The organism is Phenylobacterium sp., from assembly GCF_036264965.1.
Classification (GTDB): Bacteria; Pseudomonadota; Alphaproteobacteria; order Caulobacterales; family Caulobacteraceae; genus Phenylobacterium.
In genome coordinates this window covers 21008-38620 of record NZ_DATAPY010000042.1, presented here as the reverse complement: position 1 = coordinate 38620, position 17613 = coordinate 21008, and the positions used below count along the sequence as shown (strand labels likewise).

Genomic DNA, 17613 nt, shown 5'->3' with positions numbered 1-17613 from the left:
CGGGAGCCGAAATGCCGTTGCCGCTCACAGACGTTTCGTTGGCCGACAAGTACACTCGCACGCAAGGTCGGATCTTCCTGTCCGGGATCCAGGCGCTTGTTCGGCTGCCACTCCTGCAAGTGCAAGGCGACGCCGCCTCAGGGCTTCGAACGGCGGCGTTTATATCTGGCTATCGCGGCTCGCCGATCGGAGGTTTCGACAGCGAACTTTGGCGCGAGCGAGAACGGCTTGCCCAGCATAACATCTATTTCGAGCCCGGCCTGAACGAGGATTTGGCCCTCACGTCGGTGTGGGGCAGTCAGCAGGTGAACCTGTTCCCGGGCGCGACGATGGATGGCGTCTGTGGGCTTTGGTACGGCAAGAGTCCTGGCGTGGACCGGTCCATCGATGCGCTCAAGCACGCGAACGCGGCGGGGACCTCCGCGCGCGGCGGCGTTCTCGCCATCGCCGGCGACGATCACGACTGCCAGTCATCGACCCTGCCCAATCAGAGCGAACAGGTTTTCGAGGCGGCGATGGTGCCGGTCCTCAATCCTTCAGGGCTTGAGGATTATCTCGAGTTCGGACTGAGGGGGTTCGAGCTTTCCCGATACTCGGGATGTTGGGTGGGCTTCACCGCCGTGGGCGAAACCCTCGAGAGTTCCGCAAACCTTGAGCTTCGTCCCGCCCCCACGATCGTCGCGCCGGCGTTCGAGATGCCGCCAGGCGGCCTCAACATCCGGCTGGTCGACACGCCTCTGGAGTCGGAGCGGCGCCTGCACGGACCGAGAATGGCCGCCGTGGCGGCGTTCGCGCACGCCAATCCGTTCGACCGCGTCGTGATGGATTCACCCCAAGCGCGGCTCGGGATCGCCACGACAGGAAAGGCCTACCTCGACGTGCGCCAAGCGCTCGCCGATCTGGGGATCACCGACGCCCGCGCCCGCGAGCTCGGCTTGCGCGTCTACAAGATCGGGCTGACCTGGCCGCTGCAGGCTGACCTCCTGAGGAGGTTCGCTGACGGCTTGCAGGACATCCTAGTCGTGGAAGAGAAGCGGGCGTTTATCGAGACCCAGATCACACGGATCCTGTACAATACCGACGCCGCCTCTCGCCCGGCGGTCGTCGGCAAGCGCGACGAGACTGGCGCCCCGCTGCTGCCCAGCGAAGGCGCACTCAATCCCGTGTTGGTCGCGGCGGCCTTACTCCGGCGGCTCGAACGATTGGGCCATCGCGACCCGGAACTGCAGGCGCAGTTCGAACGAATCGAGAGCTTCCGGAACGTCGGCAACCGATCAGCGGTCACAGTGAGCCGCACACCCTTCTTCTGCTCCGGCTGTCCGCACAATCGCTCCACCGAGATCCCGGACGGCAGCCGAGGCTTGGGTGGCATTGGCTGCCACGCCCTAGTCTTGAGAATGCCGGCGCGCAGGACGCCGATCGCGACTCACATGGGTGCCGAGGGTGCGAATTGGATCGGTCAGGCCCCCTTCACGACGGAGGGGCATGTTTTCCAGAACCTGGGAGACGGCACCTACTCCCACAGTGGGCTGCTAGCCATACGCGCCGCGGCGGCCGCCGGGGTCTCGATCACCTACAAGATCCTCTTCAATGACGCCGTGGCCATGACGGGCGGTCAGCCGGTGGAAGGCGGCCTCACGGTCCCTCAGATGGCGGGGCAGGTTGCCGCCGAGGGCGCAAGGTGCATCGTCATCGTGACCGACGAGCCCGGCAAATATGCAACGGCGGCAGGTTTGCCACCTGCCGCTTCGGTGAGACATCGCGACGATCTCGACGCCGTTCAGCGCGAGCTTCGCGAGGTGAAAGGTCTTACGGTCCTGATCTATGATCAAACGTGCGCGGCGGAGAAGCGCCGGCGGCGTAAACGCGGCCTGATGATTGATCCCCCCAAGCGGGCATTTATTAACACCGAGGTTTGCGAGGGTTGTGGCGACTGTTCCGCAGCTTCCAACTGCATTTCGGTCAGTCCGATCGAGACCGATCTCGGCCGGAAGAGGGCTATCGACCAGTCCAACTGCAACAAGGATTTTTCCTGTGTCGATGGGTTCTGCCCAAGCTTTGTGACCGTCCGCGGCGGCGCCCTGCGCAAGGTCGCTCCGGCTGCGCAGGCGCCGGGCGCAGCGTTTGCATCGTTGCCGAGGCCGACGTTCAGAGGGTCGTCCCGAAAGCCGTACAGCGTCCTGGTGACCGGCGTCGGGGGAACAGGGGTCCTGACTTTGAGCGCGCTTCTGGGCATGGCCTCGCACCTTGAAGGGCATTGGTGCTCGGTCCTCGACAACACCGGCGCCGCACAGAAGAACGGCTCGGTGACCAGCCATGTCCGGATTGCTCCGCGGCGGGAAGACCTTTCCGCCGTCCGCATCTCCGCCGGCGGCGCGGATTTGGTTTTGGCCTGCGACATGATGGTCGCCAACGAGCCGACGTCGCTCGCCACGATTGATCGCGATATCACTCGGGCCGTCGTGAACGCGTGCGTGCAGCCGACGGGTAGCTTCGTGCTCAACACCGACCTCGACCTTGAGGCGCCGGCAATGCGGCGCAGCCTTGAGGAGCACTGTCGCGCGGACGCCGTCGACTTTGTCGACGCCACGGCGATCGCCTCCTCGCTGCTCGGCGACAGCATGGCCTCCAACGTTTTCATGCTGGGGATCGCGTATCAAAAGGGGCTGATCCCATTCAGCCTGGCCGCGCTGGAGCGCGCCATCGAGTTGAATGGGGTCGCCATTGAAGCCAACAAGCGCGCTCTCGCCTGGGGACGGCTAGCGGCCCACGATCTGCCCAAGGTCCTGCAAGCGGCCTTCCCCTACCAAAATATCGGCGCGCCTGCGCAAAGAGGACCTGCCGACGTCATCGCGGACCGAACCCGCCGACTGCAGAACTATCAGGGTCCGGCGTACGCGCGGCGGTATCTTGCGTCACTTGACGCCGTTCGCGCCGCCGACGAACGCGTCGGTCCAGGCACCCAGGAACTTACCGTCGCGGTTGCGCGAAACCTATATAAGCTCATGGCCTACAAGGACGAATATGAAGTCGCCCGCCTCTACTCCAGTCCGGCATTCGCAGAGCAAATGCGGGAAACCTTCGACGGCCCGTTCAAACTGGCGTTCCACCTAGCGCCGCCTTTCCTGCCCGCGCGCAAGACGCGCGATGGCCGGCGCGGGAGAATGACCTTCGGGCCTTGGATGGCCGCCATCTTCCCCGTTCTGGCCTCGTTACGCGGCCTGCGCGGAACGCCCTTCGACCTCTTCGGATATTCGGCGGAACGACGCGCTGAGCGACAGTATGTCCAGGACTACGAGGCGCTCGTTAGATCGATCATCGAAAAGCTGGATCGCAGGACCTACGCCACAGCCGTGGCGCTCGCTTCCGCGCCGGACGGGTTGAGGGGGTACGGCCATATCAAGGCGGCGAGCGCCGAACGCTGGAAGGCGCGCGAAGCCGAGCTGATCGCTGAATTGGATGGAGGCCAAGCCGCCCGCATGACAGAGCTGGTCTAGCCCCCTCCGCGGCTCCATTCGTCCCAAAAAGCATCCACTGAATGACTGTTCAGCCATTGACACCGTGGCTTGGCGCGACGTAACCCAGAGAAGGTTTGGAGGGTGCTGACGATGCGCGATCTGGCGGGTAAGGCGGCATTCATAACCGGCGCGGCCTCGGGCATCGGCCTTGGTATTGCCCGCGCTCTCGCCAAGCAAGGCGTCGACATCGTCCTTGCCGATGTGGATGCTGACGGCCTCCAGACTGCATCAGCCCAGATCGCAACCCTGGGCGTTCGGGCCATTCCCGTGACCTTGGATATCTCCGACCCGAAAGCCTGGCGTGGGGCAGTAGACATCGTCCGCGGCGCCTTGCCGACGCTCCATATCCTCGTGAACAACGCCGGCGTCGTCGTCCCGGCGAGGCCGATCCAGGAGCTTCCTGACACGGATTTTGAATGGCTCTTCGCCGTGAACGTCTTCGGGCTGTTCCACGGAATCAAGACGTTCTTGCCCATCCTCCAGGAAAGCGGTCAGGGAGGACACATCGTCAACACCGCCTCCACTGCGGGTTTCCTGGTCAGCGGCGATCCCAAGGTCGGCGCCGGCGTCGCCTATAACGCCACCAAGTCCGCGGTGGTCTCGCTGACCGAGGGCCTGCGCATCAGCCTCGCCGGGTCGGGCATCGGTGTATCGCTGCTGGCGCCAGGTGCGGTTAGGACGGGATTCGATCGCGTCGGGCGGCTGCGGCCGGAAAAGTACGGCGGACCGAGACCAGAGGGCGAAAACGCCTTGCTGGCGGACGTTCTAAAGGCTGGCGTAGATCCCGATTTCGTCGGGGAGCGGGTCGTCTACGGCATCCTGAACGACGAAGCCTACATCTTCACCAACCCACGCAGCCGGGCCATGATCGAAACCCGGTTCCAGACCGTCCTGGAAGCCTTTGGCGGCCTGGACGGTTTCCTCGCGACGCAAGCCGAACTCACCGACTGAAAGCTCACCGTTAAGAAACGCTTCCCACCTAGTATTGTGACGGCGGCAGCCCAAGGACGATGCCGTCCAAGTCATGGGCCAACTGAATTTGGCAGGACAGACGACTGTTGTCCTGCGGGCTGACCACCACCTCCAGCATGGCGAGTTCGGCGGCCGTCGGCGGCGGAAGACGGCTCGTCCAGGCCGCATCGACATAGACGTGGCAGGTCCCACAGGCGGCAAAGCCGCCACACTCTCCCGTGACGCCGGCGATGCCGTTATCCCGCGCCGCCTGCATGATCGAGGCGTCCAAGGGCGCTTCTATCTCGCAGCGGCCACCGTCTTCCCGATTGAAGACGACCTTCACCATGGCGCCCTCCTGCCGCGACGCCGCAGGCTCAATGGGACCACTTCAGCGGTAGCGCATCCATGTTGGCGACAATCCCGTTCTCGAAGTCGACGGCGTCAGCAGCGAGCTCGAATTGGGGGATCCGCTTCAGCCACTCTTGCAGGGCGATACGCACCTCGGTCCGCGCCAGGATTCCGCCGGGACACCGATGCTGGCCTTCGCCGAAGGTGTTGTTGAGCGCGCTGGGGCGGTCGAAATCGACTTCGACCGGATTTGGAAACAGCGCCTCGTCCAGATTGATCAGCGCTGTCGGCGCAAGGATCATGTCCTCGGTCTTCAGATTGAAACCGTGGAAGGAGATGTCCTGGCGCACTTCCCGGCCGACCGAGGCGATGGGAAAGCGACGGACCAGTTCCTCGGCTGCGCGCGGGATCAGCTCGGGGTTTTCGACCAGGCGGTGTTGCTGGTCCGGGTGGCGCGCCAGATAGAACATGGCGTACCCCATGATCGAGCCGGTGGTATCGAGGCCCGCGCCGACGAACTGCAGGACCATGCCCACAGCGTCGTCCTCTCCGAGCCTGTCACCGTTCACCTGTCCATTGACGATCCGGCTGATGACATCGCGACCGGAGCCGCCTCGTCGGGTGTCCGATACGGGGCGGAAATAGTCGACCAACCCTTGCAGGGACTCGGTGGAATCGTTCGGATGCTTGGGCCGGGTAACCCCGCTGGAGAGATCGGAAATGGTGGCCGCATCGCTGAGTGGTAGGTCGGCCATTGCCAGGACGACCGCAGCCGGAATTCTGCGTGCGAATGCGGACATGAATTCGCAACGCCCGGCATCCTTGAAGCCGTCCAGGAAGCCGGCCGCGACGGACCGGATCAGGTCTTCCTTATCCCGAACCGGGCCGGGGGCGACGAGCGGATTCAGTATCGCGCGGTATGGTCCGTGCAGCGGCGGATCCAGTGAGATCGGTAAGGGAGCCGGGGTCGAATGGGCCGAGTGGTCAATTCTCGGGACGTTGATGTACCGGCTTGAGAAGCGATCTGAATCGCTCAGGACTTCCTTGATGGCCGCGCCCCTGAGCGCGATCCAATGACCGCCATTTCGCGGCGTCCAGGCCAAGGGCGAACTCTGGCCATCTCTCAGTTCAAGCCACCAGTCTTGCGCGGGCACTAGTCCGCGTCGCTTCTCATAGAGGTCGAAGTCGACCACGATCTCATTAGGCACGTGCGGCGGGACGGCGACGGGTTCAGCGCGCGCTCGCGATTCCATAGGCCCCTACACTCTCTATGTCCGCAGCCTCGAAAGCTTTTTCGGCCCAAGACCGGCTCACGGTCAGCTACGACTGATTGTTCATTCATATCCTAGTTAGGCGGGAACCTTCGTGCAAGCCGCGGCGGACCAAACGGAATTTGGCCCGCAACGCGGGACCGGTGTGATCGGCTCCTGAAAACGGGCCACAGGCAGCCGGCGACGTGACCCAAGGGGGCCGCAACATCGCCGCTCCGCCGAACAGCACGAAAAAGGGACCGGCCACAGGGGCCGGTCCCAGCTGGGAGGCTTTCGTCCGTCCCAAGCGGCTTCAGGCGCTAGAGCCTGACGCCGCCCCGAACCCGGTTAGAAGCGAGCCTTCAGACCAACGGTGAAGTAGCGACCGATGGCGTCGTACAATTGGATATTGGTGGGATAGGTCGCGTCGCCAGACTGCTGCGGAGCGAGCGGCGGCGCCTTGTTGAAGAGATTGGACACGTTCAAGTAGGCTTCGTAGGTGTCCTTGGCGCCAAATTTCCGCCGAACCGTCAGATCCGTATAGGCAGCGCTCGGGACGCTGTTGTTGTTGATGTCCACGCCCTGGACAAAGGTGGCCTCATATTTCCCGGAGCCGATGAATCGCTCTTGGACGAACAGGTCCCACTTCTCGTGCGAATAATCGAGTTGGAATGTCCCGGACCAATTGGGCGTGTCGTACGCCTGGGCGGCGCTAATGCCACCCACATACCCCGCCTGTTGCACCGCTTTGGCGCCTGCAACGTGGGTGGTGTATTTTCCCGTGTAGTTCGCCAAGAGCGAAACGGCCAAGTTGTCCGCGCCGATCGGGAGGGAATACCGCGCGGCATAGTCTACACCGGTGGTCTTGACGGATGCCAGATTGATGGTCGGGGCCTGGATGATCCAGAGTGCGGGGTTCGATTTGTTGATTTGCCCGCAGGCACTAGTTGCGCCAGTAGCGCAGGCGTTCACGATCCCTTGGGGGGAGAGGGTCGTGATCGCCGCCGTGATGTTGATGCTGTAGTAGTCGATCGAGATATTCAGCCGTGGAATCCATGATGGTGAATAGACTAGGCCGATGGTGTCCGTCTTGCCGACTTCAGGAGTCAGGGCCGTGCTGCCGCCGGAGAAGGCCTGGGCGAAGACGGGAACGTTACCATGGCTCGGATCGGTGACCTGTCCCTGGAACGAGAAGACGGTCGGAGAAAACAGCTCCGTCAGGTCCGGAGCCCGGATGTCCTTGGATTTCGTTGCGCGCAATCTTAGATCTTCGATCGGGGAATAGTTGACGCTGCCCTTCCAGGTCGTCGTGCCGCCGCTGATGTTGTAGTTCGTGTAGCGGACGGCGCCATCGACATCGAGGGACTTGATCAGCGTCTGGTCCTTCAGAATCGGAACATTGACTTCCGAGTAAACCTCACTCACGTCGTACGCCCCGCTGAACGGGAGGAAGTTCGGCGAGAAATAGAGCCCTAGGCGGTTCTGCAGTTGAGACGGCACACCGCGAATGGTGGTGAGGTTCAGTCTCTGCTGACCCGAGCCATCCACTTCCTGGTCTAACGACAGGTGGCGGTAGCCCACGCCCGCGGCGAAGCCGATGGGGTCCGACCAGAGCGAGAACAGCTTACGCGTCACGTTGAGTTCGACGAGCGCCTGCCGATACGTGATGTCGCGGTATTCGCTGCCCGCGGTGATGTAGGCGATAGCCGCCTTCGACGGAGATCCTTGGCCGAACGGATTGAACGGGACGCACCCAGCCTGCGCGCCGGTCAGTGTGGCATTGCACACGGTCTGGCCGTTGGCGGGGTTCACAACGGCGTCTAGCGCGGTGAAGGCGTTTTGGAAGTTCAATTCGCCGGTAAAGAGCGCCTTGAACTCGCTTTGTCCGATTTGTGCCGTGCCGTCGTAGTCGAAACCCCAGAGCGAACCCTTGATGCCGCCGGTCAACTCGTAGACGTGGATCGTGGAGTCGACGCGCGTGGCCGGCATATCGAGATTGAGGCGCGCTAACGGGAACGAGGCGATGCCCCGGCTCGTCATCTGCGCTTGGAGCGCTGCAGGGATAAACGGGTTGCCGGAAAAGATCGTGATGGGCGTGGCCCCGTCAAAGCGTGACGGTGTCTGATCGAAGTTGTTCTCGGTGTCCGAGAAGCGGCCTTGGACATAGGCGCTGATCTGCGGTGTGATGTCGAAATCGAAGCGCGCGAACGCCGTCTTACGGTCAACCGGCGCCTGCGCGACTGTGAGGAGTGTCGTGCCGCTACCGCCTTCCTCGAAGAGGCCGGAGATCGGATTGCCGAAGGTGAATGTCTGAAGCGTTCCACCGGGCCCGAAGCTGGTCCCCTTGAGCAGGCCGGAGGTGATTAAACCTCCAGGAGCGGCGCCGCCGAGGTTGACGCCGGTCGGGAAAATCTGCCGCGCCGGCTGGGTGCCCGCCGGTAGGTTCACCACGCCCGGATTGGCATTGACCCACGGCCGCTGCTTGTCGAAGGGGCCAATCCCCTCCTCTTTGAAGTACTCGGCGGCGAATTCGAAGTGCGCGTGCCCGTCGAACATCCCCGTGCCGTAGGTTATCGTTGCGCCATACGAGGGAAGATCTCCGTAGTTGGAATACCCGCCCTTTGCCTCGAGCTTCAACCCGTCGAATTTGGTGTCGAGGATGAAGTTCACAACGCCCGCGACAGCATCCGACCCGTAGGCCGCCGAGCCGCCGGCCGCGACCACATCCACCCGACTAACAAGGCTCTGGGGCAGAGTGTCGATATCGACAGTTCCGTCGACGGTCGTCGGAATAGTCCGCGACCCGTTGAGGAGGATCAGGGTTTCCTTCGGCCCCAGGTTGCGCAGATTGAGCTGGCTGCCCGCCAGGCTACCGAACAGCCCGCCCGCGCTGCCGCCGCCGGGATAGGCTCGACCGGGCGAGCCTTTGAATTGGGGCAACTCATTGATGGCGTCTTCAATCGTTAGGGGGGCCGCCTTTTCCAAGGTTTCCGCGCTTATCACGGTGATTGGGGACGGCGACTGGAAGCCGCTCGGCAAGCGGGTGCCCGTGACCACCACGGCCTCGACCGAAGTGACTTTCGCCCTCTCCGGCGCGGTTGGCGTGGTTTGGATCGGAGCGTCCGCAGACTTCGCCGGCGCCACCTGAGCCTGGGCCGTAGCGAAGCTGGCAAGCACCAGGATCATCGCGGAGCCCCCATAAAGGAGCCCGGACCGCCGGCCAAGTCGCCAGCCCTGCTTGGGTGACTTCTCGCACGCCTCATCTCGCAGGCCTGGCATTTGCCCCCCCGATTTCTGCATGGCGAGTTCCCCTCTTGGCTTCGCTTCTACTGAACGATCCTTCGTTCATATACCCGTCAAATGCGGATGTAAATCTATCATCCGGATTGGGGAATGGCCCTTCGCCGCGCTAGTGCCCGCGCATTTTCCACTGGGAAAAACCCGGCCGATCCCATGGATTTGCCCGTAGCCCTCCATGCTGCCAGCACGCCGCAAGCGAGCGATCAGTCGTTCATTCTACAATTGACAACCGTATTGCTCCGACCACTCTTCGGCCGCCGTCCACACAAGCCAGACGTAGAGCGCCTTCCATGCCGCCCACTGACACGGGGACTACGATCCATACGGTTGCTCCATTGGAGACGCCGCTGGAACCAGACCTGCCGATCATCGATCCACACCATCATCTTTGGGGGATCAGTGGCGCGATCCTGGCAGGCGTCACCGAAGAGACGGCCCGGTCGGGGTTCGAACGGGTGAGCCTGCGAGTGCCGCGCTACCTGTTCGACGAAATCCACGCTGACGTCACTCGCGGCCACAACGTAATCGCCACCGTGTTCGTGCAGTGCCACGCGATGTATCGCGCCGATGGACCCGCGTGGCTTACGCCGGTCGGCGAAACGGAATTTGCGAACGGAATTGCCGCGATGAGCGCGAGCGGGGTTTATGGCGAGAGCCGGATCTGCGCTGGCATCGTTGGTTCGGCCGACCTTCGGCTTGGCGATCGGTCCGAGGAGGTCCTCCTCGCCCACATGAAGGCGGGAGGCGAGCGCTTTAAGGGCATTCGCCAGAGCGCTGCATGGGATGCGGACCCGGCCATCCTCGGGGGCATCGCCCGAACCGGGCCGGGCTTGCTTCTCGACAACGCATTCCGGGAAGGCTTTGCCAGACTTGGCGCCTTGGGCCTGTCCTTCGACGCTTGGTTACTGGAGCCGCAGCTGCCCGACCTGATCGACCTTGCCAGGGCTCTTCCGGACGTCTCGATCATTCTCAATCACGTCGGCGCCCCGCTCGGCGTGGGCCCCTACGCCGGCCGTCGGGAGGAATTCTTCCCGCGGTGGCGACAGAGCATGTCGGACCTCGCAAGTCTTCCCAACGTGACGGTGAAGCTCGGCGGCCTTGGCATCGAATGCGCAGGCTTCCCCTCATTTCTCTCCGAACGCAGAAGGACATCGGCAGAACTCGCCGACGAGTGGCGCCCCTACGTCGAGACCTCGATCGAACTTTTTGGCCCCCGCCGCTGCATGTTCGAAACCAACTATCCGACGGAAAGCGGCACCGCCGACTACGTCACCATCTGGAACGCCTTCAAGCGCCTCGCAAGATCGGCGAGCCCCGACGAGAAACGCGACCTTTTCTGCGACACCGCGCGGCGGGCCTATCGGCTGAACCTCCCCGACTAGCTACATCCGTGCGCGACGGGACCAAGAGCAAATTGGAGCATCGACGTGGATCTCGGAATTTCCGGCCGCAAAGCCCTGGTCTGCGCAGCCAGCAAGGGATTGGGCAAAGGCTGCGCACAACATCTGGCGCGCGCAGGAGTCGAGATCACGCTCGTTGCGCGGACCGCGGCCACCTTGGACGCAACTGCGGCTGAGATTCGCGATGAGACTGGGGTGGACGTGCGCGTCGTAGCTGCGGATATCACCACACCGGAAGGCCGCACCGCGGCGCTTAAGGTCTGTCCAGAACCGGACATCCTGATCAACAACGCCGGAGGTCCATCCTCTGGCGACTTCCGCGACTGGGATCGCGATATCTGGCTGAGCGCCTTGGACGCCTGCATGCTGACGCCGATCGAGCTCATCCGGCTCACCATCGACGGCATGATCGGGCGTGGGTTTGGCCGTGTCGTCAACATCACCTCCACGTCCGTGAAAGCTCCGGTTTCGTACCTCGGTCTGTCCAATGGCGCCCGGTCCGGACTGCACGGCTTTGTGGCCGGCGTGGCGCGCTCTGCCGTCCGCCACAACGTCACCGTCAACAACCTGTTGCCGGGGACGATCGAAACCGAACGCCTCGCCTACACCATCGCAAGCAGCGCTCAGATGGCCGGCCGCGACGCCGAGGACACTCGAGCCCAGTGGCTAGCTGCAAATCCGGCCGGCCGTTTCGGAACCACCGATGAATTCGGCGCGGCCTGCGCTTTCCTTTGCAGTCGCTACGCCGGGTATATCACTGGCCAGAGCTTGCTGATCGATGGCGGCGCATATCCCGGAACGTTCTGAGCCTGTGGTGCCGACGTCGCGTTGACGAATGATCCATCATTCATTACGGATACGGGAATAGTCGTGGGACTTCGTTCCCGCCTATGCGCCCTCGCTCGTCCGAAAAGGAGCCGTCATGCGTATGACGACAAAACTTCGCGAACTCATGGCTTCGGAGAAGGTGCCGTGGAGCATGGCCGCCTATGACGGCCTGACCGCGAAACTGGTGTGCGAGGCTGGCTATGACGTCATTGCGGCCGGCGGAACCTCTATCGCGGCGGGACTCGGTCTCCCCGATGTCGAACTGTATTCCGTGACCGAGAACCTACACGCGACCAGAAACATCGTCGCCGCAAGCACCGTTCCGGTGATCGCCGACATCGACACCGGATACGGAAACGCCATCAACGTGATGCGGACCGTGCGGGAATTCGAGCAGATCGGCTGCGCCGGACTCATACTGGAAGATCAGGTCTCGCCGAAGATCTGCCCGGCCATGGGCGACGCCGAAATCCTTCCGCTTGAGCAGGCGTTGGGCAAGGTTCGCGCCGCTCTCGCCGCGCGCACAGATCCCGATTTCGTTATCGTCGCCCGGACCGATGCGGTCGATGTCGACGAGGCTTGCCGGCGCGTGAAGGCCTTCGGCGAAGCCGGCGCCGACATGGTGTTTACGGTCAACAAGTGCAGCAAATCCATCGCCGACCTGCGCAAGATCCGAAAGGCGGCCGGCGTTCCGATTAAGCTGCACCTCATGGGCTGGGTGGAAGAGCTGACTTACGATGAGATCAAGTCCGTCGCCGGAGTCGCCGGCTGGGGCTTCCCGACGCTGTTCACAGTCGTCGCGGCGCTTCGCAGCAACCTCGCAGCGATCCACAAGACCAAGTCCACGCAATCCCTGCCGATCCCGATGACCGCACTCCAGGACTTCAAGAGCTTCATCGGCTTCCCGGAGATCGAGAAGCTGATGGACGAATACATGCCCGCGCCGGCTCCTGCAGAGGCGCGACCGCCTCAGGACGCCGCGAGCAAGGCAGTGGCCTAGGTTCGCGTCGGCCGAGACCTCGAGAAGGTCTCGGACGACTGGTCCGCTACGCCAGGCCGGATCCTGTGGAAAGGTGCTCGGCCGGTTGACCGCAAGGCGCGAGCCGCCGAATGCGAGCCCCCGTGAGCGGAGGACTGGTCCGACGCTGGCATATGAGGAGGGTGCCCGAAGTCGGAGCCGTTCTCGCCGTCAGGTCGCTTCTAGAACCACCGGATCCTTCGCCACTGTGGGGGCCACCCGTACGTATTCTTTCCGCGAAATATTGATGAGGAACGCTCCCAGCGGCCCAACGAGCGCGACGGTGCACACGATCGACAGGTGAATCTGCGATGGCGACTTGAATACGTAGTCGGTGAACAACGCCACAATCGTGGGACCACATGCGTATGCAATGATCGAGGACATCATAATATACACTGCATAGATCTGCCCCCTCAGATGATTTGGCGTAATCAACTGGAGAGATACCGTCGAAAGGGGGAAGATCATCGCGAAGAAGAAGTTCGCGACAGCGGCCACGAGCACAGACGCCAACATAGTGTGCATGAGAGGCGCGGCGATAGCTGGGACAAAGCCTAATATCGCCGCCGAGGTCATGATCTTATGCTGGACTCCGCGAATTCCCCGCGAAACGAGCGCGTCGCCAAGAAATCCCGCCACGATTACGCCGCCCAGACTCCCGAACAGGACGGCCAGGCCGTAGGCATAACCCGCCGCCGCGGCCGTAGAACCAAATCGCCGGACAAAGAGCGTCGGTAGCCAGCTATGCAAGGCGAGGACAAGCAGCGAGATCAGACATACGCCCAAGAGCTGCGAGCCGACCAGACGCCACCGGCGTCGAAGGAATACAAGTAGACTGTCGCGCGGCGCTGTCTCCGGCCGTTCCGCCTCAAGGCTACGATTGGTGTGCCGAGGGGCTTCCTTCACGAAGAAAAACAAGCCGCTGTAGACGATGCCGAGGGCGCCCGCGAGCGCGAATATCGACTGCCACGGCCGCAAAGTCACAAGCCCTGGAATCGAGAACGGCCCCATCGTGTGAATCGTCTGGATCAGCAACGCACCCAGGATCAGCGCCATGCCATTGCCAGCGACACTGCCCAAGGACACGCAGGCGATCGGACGGGCAGCCCGTTGCGGCGGGAAATAGTCCATGATCGTAGAGGTCGCCGCCGGCGCCAATCCGGCCTCGCCTACGCCGACCGACACCCGTCCAACGAAGAGCTGGGCAAACGAACCGGCGAACCCACACCCCGCAGTCGCGAGGCTCCAACCGAAGATGGAGGCGGCCATGATGAAGCGTCGGTTGCTACGGTCGGCGGCCTGGCCAAGCAAGAGCCCGCAGGTCGCGTACAGGAGTGTGAACGCGAAGCCCTGGAGTAAGCTGATCTGGGTGTCCGATAGCAAAAGGTCATGCTTGATCGGCTCGACCAAGAGGACGAGCAGCATGCGGTCGGCCATGGAGAGGGTACTCGCGACGGTCAGCACCGCGACGACGAACCAGGCGTAGGGCTCACTGCGCCAGCTGAAACCGAGCTCCGCCGCCCGGACATCGGCTCCAACGCCCAGCATCGTCCCCTCCGATTTATCATAGAACGATTGTTCGTTCAGTTGGAACAACCGTATTCCCTGTCGGCCGGATGTCAACGGTCGGACGGCGCGCATAGGCGTCGCTGACGCGAGCCCCAATTGATCACTCTACGGGCTGAGGCGCGATCGATCCCAGAGAGTGCGGTGAGCGGCGATCAGCTCCCGGGGTTGAACTCAGCGGCGCCTCTTTTGGTCAAGACGCCTCGCAGCAGAATATCCGTGCTGGATCGGACGTATTCGTCGATGGTGCATACGGTCTTGAAGTACCAAGACTTTAACGCCCAGCCATGGGCAGTCATAACAATCTGATAGGTGAAGACATCAACCTCAACATCGCGGATATAGCCCCCCTCGATACATTCTCGAACCACATCCGATATCATGGTGTTGGTGGCTAGTTCCTTCTTCTGGATGACCTCACGCTTGTGCTTGGGAAGCGACTTCGTCGAGCGATAGGCCAAGACCGTGGCCGCGCGCATATCGTCTACGATCCGACAGTAGGCCGAGATGGCGGCTTCGAGCCTCGCGATCGGAGAGCCCGCCTTTGCTATCGCGGGAGGAAGCTCTCGCGCATAGGCGTCAACGACCTGCTCCAGCACGAGAAGTAGGACGTCATCTTTGTCCGTGACATATTGATATACAAGTCCTGGGCTAACTCCGGCCCGCTTTGCAATGTCTTTGATCGACGTCTTGAAGTAACCGGCACTGGCAAATAGTTCGGTAGCGGCTTCAACAATTTGCTTTCGGCGCCGAGAAACCAGCGCCGGATCTTCCACCGCACTCGTGACTTCGTACGCCATTAGATCGTCTCCATTGGTGAATGTTCGTTTATTCACTCAGGGGTGTCAACCGGCCCTCATGCGCTGCAAACTCGGCAAGCAAGTCGATCTCCCTCGCACGAGCTGCTCCATGAACGCTGCGAATAGGGGAAAATCAGACCATAGCCTGCACGATGGACGGACCTACGCTATCTTCGCCGTGGAAGTGGCGAATCAACGCGGACTCCCCTTACGACGACATTATTCTACCTAGCGCATGGGGATGGCGCACGCGGGCTCCTCCGCCTCGGGCGCCTCGGACGCGGGCGGCCCTGGGTGGGCAGCGGGCACAGGCCGCTCTGTCAGCGCACCGCGGTCGCGCCGAACTCAACGTGGTGACGCGTCGTTGCGACGATTTTGCCCGTAACACCTCGCGCGCCAATTAACTGAAGCCCGGTCGAGACTTCCTGGATCGGCACGACAGCTGCGATGATCGGCCGCCCACCACCCGAGACCGCGAGCCTGAAGATCTCGGCTTGCACGACGGCTGCCTCCTCCGAATCCTCGTCTCGAAAATACCCCCAGTGGACGCCCACGACGCTGATCTGCTTCAGCAGCAGATAGTTTGCGCGCACGGTCGGGATCGTCCCGGACGCGAACCCGACGACGAGCATACGTCCACCCTTTCGGAGTAGGCGCAGGCTCTCGTCGAACACCGCGCCCCCGACCTGATCCATGACAAGGTCAACGCCTGCGCCTTCAGTTATGGACAGCAGGTCCTGGCGGAGTGTGTCGCGGGTTTTCGAAACATCCAGCACCGCATCGGCGCCCAGTCCGCGCACCAACTCGGCCTTTTCGGGCGAACCCACCGCAGCGATGACGAATGCGCCGGCGGCTTTGGCCAGCTGTACCGCAGCCATGCCCACTCCACCAGATGCGCCCGTCACGAGGACACGCTCGCCGGCCCGCAGACGGCCGCGTTGATGAAGCGCAAAATAAGCGGTCTGATAGGCGACCCCCAAGGCCGCCGCCTCGATAAGCGTCAGGCTGTCCGGCACCGGGTAGCAGTTCGCGGCCGCAACGACCAACTGCTCGGCGTAGGCGCCTTTCTCCATGACCGCGGAAACGCGGTCTCCGGGCTTCAGACCCACGACACCGGCGCCGACCGCGCGAACGACCCCGGCAGCTTCCTTTCCTGGAGTGAAGGGAAGCGGATAGAGATCTTGATAGGTGCCGGCCACAACGAGGAGATCCGGGAAGTTCACCCCGATGGCATGAACTTCCAGAAGGACCTCGTTCGGACCGGGCGCCAGGTCCGGCACCTCGCGCCAGGCGAGCGACTCCGGGGGTCCAAACGCCTCGATCAACATGGCATGCATCGGTCTGCTCCGGGCTTCTACTGGTTGGATCGGATCTGGAGGTGCCGCGTTCGAATACTCATGTCAGACGCCCCCCCGACACATAGATCAGATCACCCGTGATGAAGCCTGAGGTAGCGGACGCCAGCATCAGCATTGCGTTGACGATGTCGTCTGGCTGCGCTTCGCGCTTGATGTGCTGACGCGCCATGGCGCGCTCGAGGAAGTCGGCATAGTTGGGATTGGACCGCACGCGCTCAGTCGACACCATGCCCGGCGCGATAGTGTTGACCGTGACCTGATGCGGCCCGAGTTCCATCGCGAGACTTCTTGTGAGCCCTAAGAGGCCGGCCTTGGCGGACACGTAGTTGGCGCGGTTCAACTCGCCGAGGTGGGACCGGGAGGAGATGTTTATGATCCGCCCGTAGTTCTGGGCGATCATCAAGGGCGCAATGGCTCGTGCGCAGTAAAAAGGGCCCTTCAGGTTGACGTCGACGACGCGGTCCCACTGGGCATCGGTCATCGCCGTCACCGGCGCATCGTCGTTGATCGCCGCGTTGTTGATCAGGACATGTACTGTCCCGAAGTGCGCTCGGATCTGATCCACTACGCGCGCGACATCCGCGCTGCTGGCCACCGACCCGGCGACACCCATCGCCTCGCCGCCATGGTCCTTGATCTCCGCCGCGACCTGCTCGACCGTTTGCATGTCCTGGTCCCAGACCACGACGCGGGCGCCCTCACCCGCAAAGGACAGGGCTGCCGTCTTGCCGATTCCGCCAGCCGCGCCAGTTATCACCGCAACCTGGCCCGCGAGTCCGAGGTCCATCCCGATCAGCCCATCATCGCACTGTGCCGGCTCATTCCGAGTCAACTGCTTCGAAGACCGCCTTCGCCGCAGCGAACGCGTCCCTCCCCGCGGGCATGCCGCAATACAGCGTCACCTGTATAAACGTTTCCAGGATGTCCTCGCGCGACGTCCCGTTGCGCAAGGCGGCCCGAAGGTGCATCCGCAGCTCGTCCGGTCGGTTCAGAGCGCACAGGATCGCCAAGGTGATCAAACTGCGTGTGGCGCGCGGCATGCCCGGTCGCGCCCAGGCTGCGCCGTAGCAGAACTCGTTGACCAAATCCTGGAAGTGGGCGCCGAATGGCCCCGCCCCGTCCATCGCGCGATCGACATAATCCGCGCCGAGCATTTCCCGGCGAACCGCCAATCCCTCGTCATAACGCTTGCGATCCATAGGACCTCCGGCATAGAAATTGACCGATTGTTCGTTCACTTGTGAGCAATTCCGCACTCTGTCAAGCGCCT

Annotated in this window: 13 protein-coding genes; 5 read left to right on the top strand and 8 right to left on the bottom strand. The window is 62.7% G+C overall.

Annotated features, from left to right (window positions below; all coding sequences use genetic code 11):
• Positions 1 to 11 precede the first annotated feature (11 nt).
• Together VHS75_RS06170 and VHS75_RS06165 are read left to right on the top strand one after the other, a co-directional pair.
• Entirely contained in the window at positions 12 to 3497 is a 3486-nt protein-coding gene (locus VHS75_RS06170) for an indolepyruvate ferredoxin oxidoreductase family protein (protein ID WP_329637735.1), read from the top strand.
• 111 nt (positions 3498 to 3608) lie between these two features.
• Positions 3609 to 4469, top strand: a complete 861-nt coding sequence (locus VHS75_RS06165) for an SDR family NAD(P)-dependent oxidoreductase (protein WP_329637779.1) — start codon at positions 3609 to 3611, stop codon at positions 4467 to 4469.
• Between the two features lie 28 nt (positions 4470 to 4497).
• Here the strand turns inward: VHS75_RS06165 and VHS75_RS06160 are convergent, their stop codons facing one another.
• The 3 genes from VHS75_RS06160 to VHS75_RS06150 all read right to left on the bottom strand — a co-directional run bounded on the left by VHS75_RS06160 (position 4498) and on the right by VHS75_RS06150 (position 9256).
• Positions 4498 to 4818 (bottom strand): 2Fe-2S iron-sulfur cluster-binding protein, encoded by a 321-nt coding sequence (locus VHS75_RS06160; RefSeq protein ID WP_329637734.1) that lies wholly within the window; start codon positions 4816 to 4818, stop codon positions 4498 to 4500.
• 28 nt (positions 4819 to 4846) lie between these two features.
• The gene (locus VHS75_RS06155; RefSeq protein WP_329637733.1) at positions 4847 to 6013 is read right to left on the bottom strand and encodes a cytochrome P450; all 1167 of its coding nucleotides are present in this window, start codon (positions 6011 to 6013) and stop codon (positions 4847 to 4849) included.
• Positions 6014 to 6418: 405 nt separating this feature from the next.
• Complete coding sequence (locus VHS75_RS06150) at positions 6419 to 9256, bottom strand: TonB-dependent receptor domain-containing protein (protein WP_329637732.1); 2838 nt, start codon at positions 9254 to 9256, stop codon at positions 6419 to 6421.
• Between the two features lie 404 nt (positions 9257 to 9660).
• Between VHS75_RS06150 and VHS75_RS06145 the strand changes: the two genes are divergently transcribed.
• From VHS75_RS06145 to VHS75_RS06135, 3 genes are all read left to right on the top strand, one after another.
• On the top strand, positions 9661 to 10752 hold the full coding sequence (locus tag VHS75_RS06145; RefSeq protein WP_329637731.1) for an amidohydrolase family protein: 1092 nt from the start codon (positions 9661 to 9663) through the stop codon (positions 10750 to 10752).
• Between the two features lie 45 nt (positions 10753 to 10797).
• Positions 10798 to 11577 carry an SDR family oxidoreductase gene (locus tag VHS75_RS06140; RefSeq protein ID WP_329637730.1) on the top strand — a complete coding sequence of 260 codons (780 nt, stop codon included), beginning with the start codon at positions 10798 to 10800 and terminating at the stop codon, positions 11575 to 11577.
• 115 nt (positions 11578 to 11692) lie between these two features.
• Entirely contained in the window at positions 11693 to 12598 is a 906-nt protein-coding gene (locus VHS75_RS06135; protein ID WP_329637729.1) for an isocitrate lyase/PEP mutase family protein, read from the top strand.
• Between the two features lie 189 nt (positions 12599 to 12787).
• Here the strand turns inward: VHS75_RS06135 and VHS75_RS06130 are convergent, their stop codons facing one another.
• The 5 genes from VHS75_RS06130 to VHS75_RS06110 all read right to left on the bottom strand — a co-directional run bounded on the left by VHS75_RS06130 (position 12788) and on the right by VHS75_RS06110 (position 17542).
• Positions 12788 to 14215, bottom strand: coding sequence for an MFS transporter (locus VHS75_RS06130; protein WP_329637728.1), 1428 nt, complete (start codon positions 14213 to 14215; stop codon positions 12788 to 12790).
• A gap of 125 nt (positions 14216 to 14340) precedes the next feature.
• Positions 14341 to 14985 (bottom strand): TetR/AcrR family transcriptional regulator, encoded by a 645-nt coding sequence (locus VHS75_RS06125; protein ID WP_329637727.1) that lies wholly within the window; start codon positions 14983 to 14985, stop codon positions 14341 to 14343.
• 320 nt (positions 14986 to 15305) lie between these two features.
• Positions 15306 to 16322 (bottom strand): NADPH:quinone oxidoreductase family protein, encoded by a 1017-nt coding sequence (locus VHS75_RS06120; protein WP_329637726.1) that lies wholly within the window; start codon positions 16320 to 16322, stop codon positions 15306 to 15308.
• 58 nt (positions 16323 to 16380) lie between these two features.
• Positions 16381 to 17130 (bottom strand): SDR family NAD(P)-dependent oxidoreductase, encoded by a 750-nt coding sequence (locus tag VHS75_RS06115; protein WP_329637725.1) that lies wholly within the window; start codon positions 17128 to 17130, stop codon positions 16381 to 16383.
• Between the two features lie 31 nt (positions 17131 to 17161).
• On the bottom strand, positions 17162 to 17542 hold the full coding sequence (locus VHS75_RS06110; RefSeq protein ID WP_329637724.1) for a carboxymuconolactone decarboxylase family protein: 381 nt from the start codon (positions 17540 to 17542) through the stop codon (positions 17162 to 17164).
• Positions 17543 to 17613: the final 71 nt, after the last annotated feature.